Origin of the sequence: Haloarcula sp. CBA1131, assembly GCF_008728975.1 — an archaeon.
Lineage (GTDB): Archaea > Halobacteriota > Halobacteria > Halobacteriales > Haloarculaceae > Haloarcula > Haloarcula hispanica.
This window is the reverse complement of sequence record NZ_RPCY01000002.1, coordinates 57,365-71,215: the sequence shown is the minus strand read 5'-3', so window position 1 is coordinate 71,215 and position 13,851 is coordinate 57,365. Positions and strand designations below refer to the sequence as shown.

Annotated in this window: 14 protein-coding genes; 4 read left to right on the top strand and 10 right to left on the bottom strand. The window is 61.4% G+C overall.

Annotation, left to right across the window (positions count from 1 at the left end; all coding sequences use genetic code 11):
- Positions 1-12: 12 nt before the first annotated feature.
- Positions 13-393: a Rid family detoxifying hydrolase gene (locus Har1131_RS15715; RefSeq protein WP_007190568.1), complete on the bottom strand. Its 381-nt coding sequence runs from the start codon at positions 391-393 to the stop codon at positions 13-15.
- Between the two features lie 90 nt (positions 394-483).
- Complete coding sequence (locus Har1131_RS15710) at positions 484-894, bottom strand: EamA family transporter (RefSeq protein ID WP_004966000.1); 411 nt, start codon at positions 892-894, stop codon at positions 484-486.
- A 172-nt stretch (positions 895-1,066) separates the two neighbouring features.
- On the opposite strand from Har1131_RS15710, the gene Har1131_RS15705 reads away from it, so the two are divergent.
- Positions 1,067-2,317, top strand: a complete 1,251-nt coding sequence (locus Har1131_RS15705; protein ID WP_151147382.1) for an NAD-binding protein — start codon at positions 1,067-1,069, stop codon at positions 2,315-2,317.
- A 102-nt stretch (positions 2,318-2,419) separates the two neighbouring features.
- The gene (locus Har1131_RS15700; protein WP_050038443.1) at positions 2,420-4,276 is read left to right on the top strand and encodes a BCCT family transporter; all 1,857 of its coding nucleotides are present in this window, start codon (positions 2,420-2,422) and stop codon (positions 4,274-4,276) included.
- Positions 4,277-4,294: 18 nt separating this feature from the next.
- On the opposite strand, the gene Har1131_RS15695 is transcribed toward Har1131_RS15700, so the two are convergent.
- Both Har1131_RS15695 and Har1131_RS15690 read right to left on the bottom strand, forming a co-directional pair.
- Positions 4,295-4,867 (bottom strand): aminodeoxychorismate/anthranilate synthase component II, encoded by a 573-nt coding sequence (locus tag Har1131_RS15695; protein WP_014031214.1) that lies wholly within the window; start codon positions 4,865-4,867, stop codon positions 4,295-4,297.
- On the bottom strand, positions 4,864-6,375 hold the full coding sequence (locus Har1131_RS15690) for an anthranilate synthase component I family protein (RefSeq protein WP_050038469.1): 1,512 nt from the start codon (positions 6,373-6,375) through the stop codon (positions 4,864-4,866). The genes Har1131_RS15695 and Har1131_RS15690 overlap by 4 nt, the downstream gene beginning before the upstream one ends.
- Positions 6,376-6,692: 317 nt before the next feature.
- On the opposite strand from Har1131_RS15690, the gene Har1131_RS15685 reads away from it, so the two are divergent.
- Positions 6,693-7,586 (top strand): bifunctional methylenetetrahydrofolate dehydrogenase/methenyltetrahydrofolate cyclohydrolase, encoded by an 894-nt coding sequence (locus Har1131_RS15685; protein WP_151104125.1) that lies wholly within the window; start codon positions 6,693-6,695, stop codon positions 7,584-7,586.
- Between the two features lie 42 nt (positions 7,587-7,628).
- Here the strand turns inward: Har1131_RS15685 and Har1131_RS15680 are convergent, their stop codons facing one another.
- Positions 7,629-7,829: a hypothetical protein gene (locus tag Har1131_RS15680; RefSeq protein WP_008312239.1), complete on the bottom strand. Its 201-nt coding sequence runs from the start codon at positions 7,827-7,829 to the stop codon at positions 7,629-7,631.
- Positions 7,830-7,980: 151 nt separating this feature from the next.
- Here Har1131_RS15680 and epsC point away from each other — a divergent pair, with 151 nt between their 5' ends.
- Complete coding sequence (epsC, locus tag Har1131_RS15675) at positions 7,981-8,844, top strand: serine O-acetyltransferase EpsC (RefSeq protein WP_050038445.1); 864 nt, start codon at positions 7,981-7,983, stop codon at positions 8,842-8,844.
- A 202-nt stretch (positions 8,845-9,046) separates the two neighbouring features.
- Here the strand turns inward: epsC and Har1131_RS15670 are convergent, their stop codons facing one another.
- From Har1131_RS15670 to Har1131_RS15650, 5 genes are all read right to left on the bottom strand, one after another.
- Positions 9,047-10,351 carry a dicarboxylate/amino acid:cation symporter gene (locus Har1131_RS15670; protein ID WP_151147379.1) on the bottom strand — a complete coding sequence of 435 codons (1,305 nt, stop codon included), beginning with the start codon at positions 10,349-10,351 and terminating at the stop codon, positions 9,047-9,049.
- Between the two features lie 332 nt (positions 10,352-10,683).
- Positions 10,684-11,616, bottom strand: a complete 933-nt coding sequence (locus Har1131_RS15665; protein WP_014031209.1) for a DMT family transporter — start codon at positions 11,614-11,616, stop codon at positions 10,684-10,686.
- A 323-nt stretch (positions 11,617-11,939) separates the two neighbouring features.
- Positions 11,940-12,578 (bottom strand): HAD family phosphatase, encoded by a 639-nt coding sequence (locus tag Har1131_RS15660; protein ID WP_064288993.1) that lies wholly within the window; start codon positions 12,576-12,578, stop codon positions 11,940-11,942.
- A 1-nt stretch (position 12,579) separates the two neighbouring features.
- A complete protein-coding gene (locus Har1131_RS15655) occupies positions 12,580-12,954 on the bottom strand; it encodes a Rid family detoxifying hydrolase (RefSeq protein ID WP_014031207.1) in 375 nt (124 codons plus the stop codon).
- Positions 12,955-12,964: 10 nt separating this feature from the next.
- A complete protein-coding gene (locus Har1131_RS15650; RefSeq protein ID WP_146417897.1) occupies positions 12,965-13,807 on the bottom strand; it encodes an SDR family NAD(P)-dependent oxidoreductase in 843 nt (280 codons plus the stop codon).
- Positions 13,808-13,851 lie beyond the last annotated feature (44 nt).

Genomic DNA, 13,851 nt, shown 5'->3' with positions numbered 1-13,851 from the left:
CGGCCGCGCTCGCTACTCGGTGGTCGCGATAGCTTCGATTTCGACCGCTGCACCTTTCGGGACCGCACCAACGCCGACGGCGCTCCGCGCCGGTGGCTCCGATTCGAAAAACTCGCTGTAGGCCTCGTTGAACGAGTCGAAGTCGTCGATGTCGTCGAGATAGACGGTTGTCTTGAGTACGTCGTCCAGCGAGAGGTCTTCTGACTCCAGAATCGCCGCGACATTGTGAAGACACTGCCGCGTCTGGTCGGCGACTGGCTCGTCGTCGAGGAGTTCGCCGTCTGTCGTTAGCGGGAGCTGTCCGGCGGTGATGAGGAGGTCGCCGTTCGACGTTGCCTGACTGTACGCGCCGACCGCGGCCGGTGCTTCGTCGGTACTGACTACGCGCTTCATATCCGGCCGTACCTGCCCCCATCTCATAAACCCCTGCTGTGACGGGGGACACTCACACAACGTTCTCGAAAGCCAACCAGTTGTGTCCAGTCACTGATTGATGACGACAATCGCTATCAGCGCCAGACCGATGCCGGCGGCTTTCGTCAACGTCATGGACTCCCCGAACGCGATAACGCCGATGACTGCGGCAGTGATGAAGTACATCCCGCCGATGGTGGACACGATCGACGTGGGCCCCACAGTCACGCCGACGAACGTCGAGACCACGCCGACGGCCGCCGCGACGCCCGCTGCGCCGGCAAACATCATCCCCCGGTTCGTGACGACGAACGATGCGTCTGAGACAACGACGTATATCCCGGTGACGACCGTTGCAGCGGCGTAGGACACGAACGCCGCGGTCTCCGGGTCCATTGTACTTGACGCGACGTTGCCAAACGCTATCCAGAACCCCCAGGCTATCATCGTCCCGAGCCCGAACAGGACGGCGGCGTTCATCTGTCCGCTCTCCAGATGAGTCGGCTCCAACTCTCTCTAAGCGTCCTTGGCGAACGGCGACACCCATGCTCGTGCAATCGACGCATTGATTCGGTCGTATGTGGCCCGCTGACTTGAGTTCGGTGCCCGCTCGCCGCGTGTTTTTTATATTGACTCCGACAAAAGTATGCTAATGGCTAACGTCCCAGAAGACTCGTCGGACCGGACGCTGGAGGACGTGTTCTATCCGGCTGACAGAGTCCCGTTCGTCGAGTGGGACGAGCTATCCGGCGCAAAACCGACGGTCGTCCTGACCGGGACGGTCGCGCTGCTGGCGTTCGTGACCGGCCTTTCGAATCTGAGTCAGGCGTCGCTTGCACTTAATGGCCCGCTGACCGCCGTCGTCGACCTTCCGCTACCGTTCGTCAGGTTCGGTGGGGTGTTGTTCGCGTTCGTCCTCGGCATCGTGACGGTCGGGCTCCAGCGGCGCAAACAACTCGCGTGGCGCGTGGCGGCCGTCGTGCTTCTCGGTCTGGTAGTACTGCCGCTTACCACGTTTCAGCCAACTGATATCCCGTTGTTGTTGCTGACGCTGGTCACGTACCCGCTGCTGGTCCGCAACCGTCACCGGTTCGACCAGTCTCTTGACCTCTCGCCGATTCAGATCGCATCGCTGTCGGCGATTTTTGGCGTCGTTCTCTACGGGACCGTGGGTGCCTACGGGCTGCGAGGCCAGTTCCTCGAACTCGACAGTTGGGGCGACGCCGTGTACTACGTCGTCGTCACAATCGCGACGGTTGGTTACGGCGATATCACACCTGTGACAGCGGAAGCACGGTGGTTCTCGCTCTCTATCATCCTGTTCGGAACCGGCGCGTTCACCGTCGCCGTAGGCGCGCTCATTGGCCCCGCTATCGAATCCAGAATGGCGACAGCGTTCGGAGTCATGACAGCATCAGAACTCACACTCCTCGAGGACCACGTCGTGGTTCTTGGGTACGGAGACGTTACGGCATCGCTGCTTGAGGAACTGGGCGACGAGACGGAGGTTGTGGTTGTTACCCCCGATGAGGAGACGGTCGCGTCGCTGCAGGGCGAGGGCGTGAATCTGCTCACCGGTGATCCCACCGATGAGGATGTCCTCAGGGACGCACGCGTCGGGACCGCAAGCGGTGTTGTGGTGGGGAGTAACGACGATGCCCGCGACGTGCTTGCGGTCATCGCGACGAAGAACGTCAATCCGGACATCAGAACAGTCGCGGCGGCGACCGCCGAGAAACACGTCGAAAAGTTCCGCGCTGTCGGGGCGGACGAAGTTATCAATCCCCGCTCTATCGGCGGGCGGCTCCTGGGCCAGTCGGTGCTGGGCCGCGGGTCGAGCGAAGCACTGCTGGACGGAATCGAGACGGACGGCGACGGACCCGAAGCCGACGCCCCCGAGTAAACTGTCTTGCAGCCTGCTACCGACAGGATCGAGACGCCCTGACTCCAGTTTGAAGCGCGCTCTGGGATAGTAATATATGTATTCGATACTGAATATCAACGTATGGCCACCTCGGACGCCAGTGGCATTTCGGAGATTGTCGGCCGGCTACTCGTGCCACTGTGTGCCGCGTCCGGGGCGCTCGTGCTCGCGGGGTTCTTCTTTCCGACGCTCGTCGGCGAAGCCGTGACCGGCCCGGCGTGGCTGACTATCGCGCTCGTGTTTTTCAGCTCGGGACTCTGTTACATAGCGCTCCTTCCCTACTCCGAAGACGCCACTGCGCCGGCCGCGGCCGATGTCCTGCTCCGTGTCCGCCGGACCAGTATCAGGCGGGCCGTCCGCGAGTTCCTCACACAGCACGAGCCAGCCATCCTCGCGTTCCCGGTGCTCGTGTTCGCCGCGTTCTTCGGGCTCCAGATCGCATTCCCTGCACGGACGACGGGTGCCGTCGACGCCGCTGCTGCCACAGTCCTTCGCGGCGGCGGCCCGCTGTTTCTCGCCGCGGTCTTCCTCTCGGTCTGTTACTGTCTGTTTCTGTTGCTTGGGCCCTGGGGTGAGATCAAACTCGGCGGTCCGGACACGGAGCCAAGCTACACGTATCCGACGTACTTTACGCTCGTTTTCACCGCCGGCATCGCGGCCGGACTGGTGTTCTGGGGCCCCACTGAGGCCCTGTTTCACTACGACCAGCCACCGCCGTACATCGGGGCAGCAGCCGGGTCGCCGGGCGCCGTCAACGGCGCGCTTGTGTACACCCTCTTTCACTGGGGCGTCTCGGCCTGGAGCGCCTACGCTGTCATCGGCGTCCCGATAGCGTACTTCGCGTTCACGCGGGGCGCTCCGCTCCGGGTCTCGACAGTGCTGGCACCGCTGCTCGGTGTCGATACACTCGATTCGGCCTGGGCCACACTGGTCGATACGCTGGCCGTCTTTGCCACTATCGGGGGCATCGCCACCTCGGTCGCACTCGTGAGCGAGCAGTTCCTCGCCGGGATCAATTACCAGTGGGACGTGGCGGCCGGTGAAGTCGGACCGGTCCTGTTCGTCGGCGGATTGACGCTGATATTCGTGGTCTCCAGCGCGACCGGGATTCACCGCGGCATCCGTCGCATCGCCGGTCTCAACGTCGTCCTGTTCGGACTGTTCGCGCTCCTCATCGTTGCCGTCGGTCCGCGGTCGTTCATCCTCCAGCGCGGGACGCAGGCACTCGGGACCTACGTGGTGGCGTTCGTGCCGTTGAGTCTCCACACGGGCGGGCAGTGGGTCGCGGCGTGGACCGTCTGGAACTGGTCGTGGTGGTTTTCGTGGGCACCCTTCGCAGGGCTGTTCATCGCCGCACTCTCCCGCGGTCGCCGGGTCAGAACCGTCGTGTTCACGAGCGTCGTCGCGACCTCGACAGCGACGATGGTCTGGTTCCTGCTGCTCGGTGGCACGTCGCTGTTCATCCAGCAGACGGGTCGGGCCGATATCCTCGCCGCTATCGCACAACGCGGTGGTTCGGAAGCCATTGCCGGGTTCCCGCTGTTCGCGTCGTTGCCGCTTGGACAGCTCCTGATGTTCCTGTTTCTCGCACTCATCATCGTGTTCATGGCCACATCGGCGGACACCTCGACGCTCGTCGTTTCAGTGCTGGCGACGCGACGGGGGATGGCACCGTCGGCGACGCATATCGTCTTCTGGGGCGTTTTTCAGGGTGCGGTCGCCGTCTCGGTGTTGCTTCTCGGGGGCGCTGAGACGCTACAGGCGCTGGCCGTTCTGACCGGCGGCCCGTTCGCCGTGATATCGCTCGTGGCGGTCGGTGGGCTGACCGTGACATGGTATCGGGACGAACAGGACCACACATCCCTCGTCAGACGTGCGGTCAGGAAACTGCCGGACATTCAGACGCATCACGATGTGGACCCACCAGAAAAGAAATAAACCGCGGGCGCTGCGGTTTCAGGCCTCGGCGATTCCGGTACAGAAGTTCTCGACGATCTGTTTCCCGGCGTCAGTGAGGATGCTCTCCGGATGGAACTGGACGCCGATGTGTGGTTTCTCGGCGTGCTGGACGCCCATCACGACGCCCTGCTCGTCGTTGGTGTAGGCCGTCTCCTCCAGCTCGTCCGGGAGCGCTGCCGCCTCAACGGCCAGCGAGTGATACCGCCCGACCTCGAACGGGTCGTTGATCCCGTCGTATAGCCTCGTTCCATCGTGGCGGACCTCCGAGGGCTTCCCGTGGACCACGCTCGGCGCGTGGCCGACAGGAGTCCCGTGGGCCGCACAGAGCGCCTGGTGGCCCAGACAGACGCCAAGCGCCGGGTACTCTGTCTCGGCGAACACGTCGATGGACACGCCGGCCTCTGCGGGCGTCCCGGGCCCCGGCGAGACGACGATGCCGTCCGGGTCGAGTTCGTGGATGCCCTCAACATCGATAGCGTCGTTCCGGCGGACCGTGACATCGTCGAACTCGCCGACGTACTGGACCAGATTGTAGGCGAAGGAATCGTAGTTGTCGATAATGAGTATCATCGCATCCCCTCCATCGGTTCGGTCTCGGATTCGACGGCGAACGACCCCTGTTCGCCGAGCGCCTCGTCGACGGCAGTAACGAGCGCCCGGGCCTTGTCCAGTGTCTCCCTGTACTCCGCCTCTGGAACGGAGTCGTGTACGATGCCGCTCCCGACGCGGAGGCGGTACTCGCTGTCGTAGTGAACCAGCGTCCTGATCGTGATGTTCAGCGTCGCACGGTCGTCGAAACCGAACATCCCGATACTGCCGGTGTAGGGCCCCCGTCGGGTCCGCTCCACCTCGTCGATAATCTCCATCGTCCGCGGCTTCGGCGCGCCGGTGATGGTCCCACCGGGGAACACGGCTGCGACCGCGTCGGCGATGCTCACTGCGTCGCGCAACTCCCCTTCGATGAGGGAAACGAGGTGCATCACCTCGGAATACCGGTCGACGCGGCGGTACTCGGCGACGTCGACGGACCCATACTCGCTGACCTTGCCGAGGTCGTTGCGTTCGAGGTCGACCAGCATGGCGTGTTCAGCCCGCTCCTTCTCGTCGCTACAGAGGTCTGCCTCAAGGTCCTCGTCTTCGGACGGCGTCGCGCCTCGCGGGCGCGTCCCGGCAATCGGCTCCGTGAGCAACTGGTCGCCATCGACGTCCAGCAACAGCTCCGGGCTGGCGCTGACAAGGTCGACGCCGGGGAACTCAAGCAGGGCTGAGTACGGAGCCGGATTCACCCGACGGACAGCGTCGAAGGTGTCGACTGGGTGGACGGCCGCCGGGGCGGTCAGCCGGTGTGAGACGTTTGTCTGGAACGTGTCGCCGTCCCTGACGTACTGTTTTATTTGCCGGACGCGGTCGGCGAAAGCTGCTTCGCCGCACTCGCTCTCGAACGTGGCCTGACTCGCAGCGGTTGGCTGGGACTGGACGTGTTTCTCGCCGTGGATGGCGTCCTGTGCTAGCTCTCGGGCCATCGTCCGGCCACGCTCGAATGCCGATTCAGGCGACCCGTTGACGGTGGGACAGGCCGTTACATGTATCTCGACGTCGCCGTCGTGTGGCTCCTCCCACGCGGCGATGCAGTCGAACACGCCAAACTGAAGCCGTGGGAGGCCGTCCGAAACGGTAGTCTCTGGGATATCTTCCAGTTCCCGTGCCACGTCGTAGGAAAGCCAGCCGAACGCGCCACACGGGTACGGAACCGTACAGTCGCCGCGCTCTAGGTGTTCGCGGTCGAGTAGCTCGTCGATGGTCTCGATACTCGGACTCCCGCCGTCCTGTGCGGGCGTCGCGCTCGCAGAGACTTCGATTTGCTCGACCGGATCGACGCCGAAGTACCCCCAGCCGGATTGCCCGCCGGTCGTCTCGAGGTAGAAGCCGTCTGTGTTCCCGTCCCGGGCGCGGCGATACGCCTCGAACGGGTCAGGGACTGTGACGCGCGCTTCGACCGGCACGCGAGCGCCGTCCGCTGCGGTCCTCGCGGTTTCGATGAACGATTCTCTGTCGGTGCTGAACCGAATCTCACTCATAGTGCAGTTGCTCCCGGACGAGAGGCTCATGCCTCCCGGTATGGTTGTGTAGACCAACCACGGGTTCGGACAAAAACCTTCGGTACCTCGCCCCTTTACCCGAAATACTGTCGAATTGTCGACCGCTTGTGGTTGCACGCTGGACGAATAGCCGATGTCACTTCAAAGGCTGGATTATTCCCCATCGCCGACTATTCCGGCGGGGGTTGAGACGAGTATCGAACGCTTGCCCAGCCCCGACAGCCGACCGTCCAGCAGCGGTTCCCACTCCGGACGCCTGACCGGGGACTCCCGGGCCGATAGCGAACACAGCAATAATGACTACAATAATCGACGGCAACGAAATCGGCGACCAGATCACAGCGGGCGTCGCGGCGTGCACGGACACACTCGTCAGCGAGGGTGTCACACCAGGGCTGGCGACGGTGTTGATGAGCGACGACGGCGCGAGTGAAACGTACGTCTCGATGAAACAACAGGCCTGTGAGGAGATCGGAATCGAGGGATTCCATTACGAAATTAGCGCGGACGAACCGGCTGAGACGCTGTTTTCGGCCATCGACGAACTGAACGCGGACCCGGCCGTCCACGGCATCCTCGTCCAGATGCCGGTCCCCGACCACGTTCCCAAGCGCGACGTCTTGGAGCGGATCGATCCAATGAAAGACGTCGACGGGTTCCATCCCGAAAACGTCGGCCGGCTCGTCGCCGGCAATGCTCGATATAAGCCCTGTACGCCCCACGGAATACAGAAGATACTGGCCGAAACTGGTGTGGAGACGGAGGGGAAAGACGCTGTTGTCGTCGGTCGCTCGGACATCGTCGGCAAGCCGATGGCGAACCTGCTCATTCAGTACGGCCCGGGCGGAAACGCGACAACGACCGTGTGCCACTCCCGAACTGACGACCTGGCCGAAAAGACTCGCAACGCGGACATCGTGATCGCCGCCGCCGGGGTTCCGGAAATGATAGACGGATCGATGCTCTCGGAGGGCACCACAGTCATCGACGTGGGTATCAATCGGGTCGATGCTGACACGGACAAGGGGTACGAACTCGTCGGGGACGTGGACTTCGAGAGCGCGAAAGCGAAGGCAGACGCCATCACGCCGGTCCCGGGCGGCGTCGGCCCGCTCACCATCGCGATGCTGATGTACAACACCGTGAAAGCCGCCAGCCTGCAGTCCGGCGTCGATATTTCACTCCCGTAGGATGGGCGCGCTGGCAGTCCGCCGGGCTACCTGCGTGGATTGCTACACGGTTTCGACTTCGCCACATTCCGGGCACGTAATCAGGAGTTCACCGGCCGGGTTCTGCCCCCCTTCGATGACGTTGTGGCCGCTAGCACACTGTTCGTGCATATACACCTCGTGGCTGTCGTGCTCACGCAGCCAGATGTGGCCCTCCTCCGGTGGGGAGACGATGCCGTGACAGAAGTAGCACTCGCCGTTCATACAGACTCGATGACAAGCCAGTCTCAAATAGCTACCTCTCAGTGTGGGATGCTGCTCGTTTTCAATTCTACAGCGTCAGCGAGATCACAACATATAGCGGAAAAGACAACTATTGTTTCAAAACTAAGATGGTTCAGCCCAACCATCCGATATGGACTACTGTTACACGGGCGACACACACGAGAAACTGTTCGAGGCATACCAGGCCGACGAAGAGCCGTTTCCCACACAGACACAGATGGAGTTTCCGCGGCGGGAACACCGACGGCCGGAAGTCGACATCCTCAAGCGACTGTTCTTCCCGACCTGCTGGAACGCCGCTGAACTGGTCCGGGACGAACTCGCCGTGCTGGACCGTCTCGACACCCTTGGTGGCCTCTTCTTTGCCGGTATCAGACCGTACGCCGGATCTGACCCCGCCGAGACAGTCGACGCCGTCATCGATCAGCTCCCAGCGGTTCGCGCGCGACTCAAAAAAGACGTCGAGGCCGCGTTCAAAGGCGATCCGGCGGCGAAGACGTACATGGAGATAATCCGGTCCTATCCGGGCTTCATGGCGATACTCGTACAGCGGGTCGCACACACACTCTACGAGGCCGGGGCATCCGAGTACGCTCGCGAACTCACCGAATACGCCAAGACTGAGACCGGTATCGACATCCACCCCGGCGCTGAAATCGGCGACTACTTCTTCATCGACCACGGAACCGGTGTCGTCATCGGTGAAACCACGACCGTCGGCGAGTGGGTACGCCTCTATCAGGACGTAACGCTCGGCGCGCTCCACTTCGAGGCCGACGAGAGCGACGAACACAGACTGAAAAAGGGGTACAAACGACACCCCGACATCGGCGACCATGTCGTCATCGGCGCGGGCACGAAAGTTCTGGGCGCTATCACCGTCGGCGACCACGTCAGCATCGGGGCGAACTCCTGGGTCACCGACGACGTTCCGGACGAGACGAAAGTGTACGTCACTGACCACCCGACACAGGAACGGAAACGAACCAAATAACACTGCGACGGTACCGCACGGTTTCTGAAACCGCAAAACTACACTACTCGTCGGACAAACGGGCCTGACTGGTGTCACCGGCCCGGAAATCGCTCACACTGCTGTTGTCAGTTCAGCCGCCAGAAGTATTTCGGCTCTTATAGGTTAAGATAACAACTGTACCAGCATTAGTTTCTGTTTCAATCTCTACCGCCGTGGTCCTCTAGTCGTCACCGGGAACGAACTCGGCGACGCCGCTCAGATTTCGTGACCAGACGCCCTCATTTAGGTCGAGTCCGTCGTTCCACTTCCCGACGACGGTCGAAACCGCGAGGTCGCCGGTGACGTTGTTCATCGTTGCAATCCGCCCGAGGATCGGGTCGACGCCAGCGACGAACCCGACGACCTCCAGTGGGAGGCCGACCTGTGTGAGAATCACGGTGAGCATGACGATGCCCGCTCCCGGAACGCCGGCGGTTCCGATGCTGATGAGGACGGCCACTATCAAGACGAAGACCTGTTCAGTGAGCACCAGTGGCTGTCCGACGACGTTCGCGGCGAACATCACGGTGACTGCCTGCCGGATGGCGGCCCCGTCCATGTTCGCCGTCGCACCGACTGGGAGGGTGAACGAATACACCCGCTCGGCGATCTGCAGGTCTTCGTCCGCATTGCGCATCGTGACAGGGAGCGTTCCGCTCGAGGACCGAGTCGCGAACGCGGTCACCATCGCGTCTTTCGCCCCGCTGAGGAACGCAATCGGCGACACGTCGGCAACCACGCCCATCAAGAGAACGAGATAGGTGAAGCCGATGTGAATGACGATTGCGATAGTGACTGCCAACACGAGTTCGCCCAGTGAGGAGAACAGGCCGATCCCTTCAGTGCCGATTCCGGACGCCATCAGCGCGAACACGCCGAGCACACCGAATTCGAGGACTCCCCGAACGATGACAAACATCGCTTCAGCACCAACCTCAAACGCTTCGAACACCGAATCAACGCTATCCGCGAGCGCGTCTTGCTGGGAGCGGACGTACGTCAGCGCGATTCCGAATACGATGACGAAGAAAACCGTCGCCAGCAGATTCCCCTCCGCGAGCGCCGCGACCGGATTGTTCGGCACGATTCCGAGAACGACATCCAGCAACGACGGCGGTGCTTTCGATTGCGCTTCACCGCCGCCGAATTCGAGGCCACGGCCCGGCTGAAGCACGTTCGCAACCGCAAGGCCAATGATGCCTGCGAGGGTCGTCGTCAGGGTGTAGAGCCCGACTGTCGCACCGCCGATCCTCCCAAGCTTCGCGGGGGAGAGCTGTCGAATCCCGGTCAGCAGTGTGAAGACGATGATCGGGATGACCAGCATATTGAGCAGCCGAAGGAAGAGGTCGCCCACTGGTCTGACCACGGCCATCTGCTCCCCGAACGCGATACCGGCACCTGCACCCAGTATGAAGGCGACGAAGATACGCCAGATGAGTGGGATAGATCGATACCGGCTCCATAGCGTGTGAATGGGTTGTAGCATAGTATACAGCAACGGGTAGTCTTATAAAAACCCGTCAGCCCCGCCAGTATGTGCACGCGGCTATGATGCGGGCTTCGCTTACAAGATCCCGTTTGCAGACGGATTTGTCGGTACATAACAAGTCCTGTCGCCGATCCACTGAAAAGATAACAAAATAGCGGCTGTAGTCCGCTTGTTTTCAGAAACCCGAGGCCGCTGTCACTCCTGCCTGACGGTCATTATTGCCGTTTCCAGCTTCGCTGTTTATTTTCTCGAACCCATCAGGGTGGTCCACTCAATGACTGTCTTCGGACTCTGTTCAAGCAGTGACGGCCTGCGACCCCTGACTCCATTCAGTCCGCCGGGGGGCTGGTTTTCGGTTCGACGACCCGACGCAGTTCCGCTCGCAACGTTGCCCACTTCGCTGCGATGAATCCCATGAGGATGCATGCGAACCCACCAACGGTCGCGAGTGTGACCTGCTGGTCAAGCACGAGCCAGCCGGCGAGCGCGGCGAACAGCGGAATCACGTACTCGATGAAGCTCATCTCGATAGGACCCAGCTGGTCAAGTAGCCGGAAGTACAGCAGGAAACCGCCGATACCGGCGACGACGGCCAAATACAGTAGCGCCGCAAACGCGGACAGCGTCCACGATGCGTCTGCAAACGACTGTCCGGGGAGCGCGAGCACGGTGACATGGAGGACAACGGCCCCGATAGCCATCAACCACGCCTGTGTGGCCAGAAACGACATCGACGGACTGGTGTCGTGCGTGACGACGGCCGGGATAGCAAACGCCAGCGCCGACGCGAACACGAGCGCGATCCCGATAGTGCTGCTGAGGAGATTCGCCGGGTCGGGGTCAGCGATGACGATGACGCCGACGAACCCGAGTACTACGCCGACACCGGTATTCGCGGTGAACGTGTCATCGCTGGACGCGAGCTTCGTCAGCGCGGGCGTCACGACGGGGACGAGACCGAGCAGGACGGCGGCGACAGCCCCGGTGACGTACTGCTGCCCGGTGAACAAGAATACGTGGTGGACTCCGATCATAAGCGCACCGCCGACGACGACGTACACGTAGTCATCGCGCGTTTGCGGTCGTTCTAGCGACCCTGTAACGGCTAACGCGGCGAACAGGAGGACGGAGGCGATGTCGAAGCGGGCGGCGGCGAACGGTACCGGCGGCAGGTCGGCGAGGCCGACGTCTGTCGCCATGAAGGCAGTACCCCAGATTGCAGCCAGGAGGAGAAAGCAACCGGTCGTTCGATAGCGACTCATTCAGTTGTCGGTCACCTCCCGACGGTAAAAGGGCCGTCGAAGCCCGTTGCAAATTGCTAGATGTTGCCACTGCGCCAGCGAACACTTGACGCAGAGCTGACGGCTACATCGGATCTGCCTGGATAATACCGGCCGGAGTCAGTACGTTACTTCGACAGTGGGCCAACTCTCACACCGAACGCTACGTCTCTTTGAGGACGGGTGTCTGGATATACTCTCTACTATCTGAACAAGGAAAAGATAGTTTTGCAAGCATATATTGTAAATACACTGGAACAAAGCACTCATTTGGAAATATACACCCTCATTTGGAGATTACGAGGCTAAATTCTCGGGATGAGGTTTTGAACCTCTCGTATGTCCGCACTCTCTACGATTGTATCCGCTTCGTCGATTGCTGTCTCGGGAATGCGTTCGTCCGGGTCGAACAACACCGCGGTATCTGCCTCGACGAACGCCTCCGTATCAGTGTGTGAATCGCCGATATAGGTGATTGACGAAGGGTTCTGCTTGATTCGGATCTCTCTCAGTAGTTCTCCTTTCTGGTCGGGCCCGACACCGACATCGATACCCGAAATCCGGCCATCTTCGAACCGAAGCCAGTTTCCGCGAACGAACGCTGGCTCGTACTGCTCGAACTGCGTCGCGAGGTTTGCAACGCCGGCGCTGAGAATGCCGAATCGGATATCCGTATGCTGGAGGTGCTCGAGGAGGTCGACGGCACCCGCTTTCGGCTTGACGGCCCGGGTCGCACGGGTGATATCTGCTCTGGTGATATCGTTCGCACGCCACACGTCGACCGCGCCTCGACACCACTCCGCGAACGTAATCTGACCGGCCTCGAACCGCTCCATCAGTGTATCGGCCGCGGGTGTCGTTCCGTAGAGTGTGTGCAACAGCTCGAACCCACCCCGCTGTCGAGTGAGTGTCCCATCGAGGTCGAACACTACTAGATGCGACATACTACCGTTCCGCGATAACTTCTATCTCGACGTCGATGTCCACTGGTAGTTTAACTACCTCCACAGCGCTGCGAGCGGGATAGGGGGGTGACATGAGCTCACCGTACACTTCGTTCACCTCGTCGTAGTACCGCATATCCTTCACGAAAACCGTCGCTTTCACCACATCGTCGAGTGAAGCGTCACCGGCATCCAGAACAGCCGCTACGTTCCGGAGTGTGCGCCGAGTCTGTTCGGCGGGCGTGCCCTGGATTACCTCGCCGGTATCCGGGTCGACCGGTCCCTGACCGGAAACGTAAATGCGGTCACCGCTAGCGATTCCTTGTGAGTACGGGCCGATACTATCGGGGGCGTCGTCAGTTGTTAGTTCTTCCATGGGTCGTGAGTCAATTGGTTGTCGGCTGGTCGTCTGCGTCGTAGACTTCGTTGATGAACGATGTCGGCAGGCTCGTCGTCAATCCGCCGTCGAGCACCAGATTCTCACCGGTAACGAAACTCGACAGGTCGGAGGCAAGGAACAGGGTCGTATCTGCGACTTCCCGCGGTGTGCCGAACCGACCGAGTGGGTACTGGTCGAGCCAGCGCTCCCGTGCGCTCGTCTCACCGGTCCGTTCCTCCGTGTTTTCCATCTCTGCCCGCCTGTTCGCTGTTTCGATGGTCGCCGCCGAAATAACGTTCGAGCGGATTCCGTGCTGACCGTAGTGGGCGGCAATGTTCCGGGAGAGGGCCAGCAGTCCACTTTTCGCCTCGGAGTAGCCGGAGAGCCCGATACCGAACAGGCCGTTGACTGAGCCCATATGGATTATCGACCCACCGCCAGCGGCGACCATCGCTGGCAGTACCTCTTTGCTCAGGAGGAACTGGCTTTTCAGGTTCAGGTCGACCATCGATTCGAAGGTCTCCTCGTCACACCGGTGCAACAGATTGGCGGACTCGTCTGCGCCGCCAGCGTTGTTCACGAGCACCCGAATGTCCCCGAACTCCTCGATGGTCGTGTCGACGAGGTCCTGTACCGCCGCCCGGTCTGTGACGTCACATTCGACCGGAACAACGCGGCCATCGTGTGTGTCGGTCAACTCCGTCGCAACCGCTTTGACGTCCTCGTAAGTGCGCGAGCAGACGACGACGTCGCCACCCGCTTCGGCGAACCGGGCCGCGATCTCGCGCCCGATACCTCGCGACGCTCCAGTCACAATGGCTGGCCGGTCCGCTAATGATAACTCTACCATGACACCGACACCCACGTAAGCTGCCCTCTTGAAAGTTGCTCTCC

What these genes read in the sequence shown, in the direction of transcription:
- epsC (WP_050038445.1), top strand. Translation starts at nt 7,981, where the DNA reads ATGGACTACTGTTACACGGGCGACACACACGAGAAACTGTTCGAGGCA.
- Har1131_RS15695 (WP_014031214.1), bottom strand. Translation starts at nt 4,867, where the DNA reads ATGATACTCATTATCGACAACTACGATTCCTTCGCCTACAATCTGGTC.
- Har1131_RS15660 (WP_064288993.1), bottom strand. Translation starts at nt 12,578, where the DNA reads ATGTCGCATCTAGTAGTGTTCGACCTCGATGGGACACTCACTCGACAG.
- Har1131_RS15670 (WP_151147379.1), bottom strand. Translation starts at nt 10,351, where the DNA reads ATGCTACAACCCATTCACACGCTATGGAGCCGGTATCGATCTATCCCA.
- Har1131_RS15680 (WP_008312239.1), bottom strand. Translation starts at nt 7,829, where the DNA reads ATGAACGGCGAGTGCTACTTCTGTCACGGCATCGTCTCCCCACCGGAG.
- Har1131_RS15665 (WP_014031209.1), bottom strand. Translation starts at nt 11,616, where the DNA reads ATGAGTCGCTATCGAACGACCGGTTGCTTTCTCCTCCTGGCTGCAATC.
- Har1131_RS15700 (WP_050038443.1), top strand. Translation starts at nt 2,420, where the DNA reads ATGGCCACCTCGGACGCCAGTGGCATTTCGGAGATTGTCGGCCGGCTA.
- Har1131_RS15690 (WP_050038469.1), bottom strand. Translation starts at nt 6,375, where the DNA reads ATGAGTGAGATTCGGTTCAGCACCGACAGAGAATCGTTCATCGAAACC.
- Har1131_RS15685 (WP_151104125.1), top strand. Translation starts at nt 6,693, where the DNA reads ATGACTACAATAATCGACGGCAACGAAATCGGCGACCAGATCACAGCG.
- Har1131_RS15655 (WP_014031207.1), bottom strand. Translation starts at nt 12,954, where the DNA reads ATGGAAGAACTAACAACTGACGACGCCCCCGATAGTATCGGCCCGTAC.
- Har1131_RS15715 (WP_007190568.1), bottom strand. Translation starts at nt 393, where the DNA reads ATGAAGCGCGTAGTCAGTACCGACGAAGCACCGGCCGCGGTCGGCGCG.
- Har1131_RS15705 (WP_151147382.1), top strand. Translation starts at nt 1,067, where the DNA reads ATGGCTAACGTCCCAGAAGACTCGTCGGACCGGACGCTGGAGGACGTG.
- Har1131_RS15650 (WP_146417897.1), bottom strand. Translation starts at nt 13,807, where the DNA reads ATGGTAGAGTTATCATTAGCGGACCGGCCAGCCATTGTGACTGGAGCG.
- Har1131_RS15710 (WP_004966000.1), bottom strand. Translation starts at nt 894, where the DNA reads ATGAACGCCGCCGTCCTGTTCGGGCTCGGGACGATGATAGCCTGGGGG.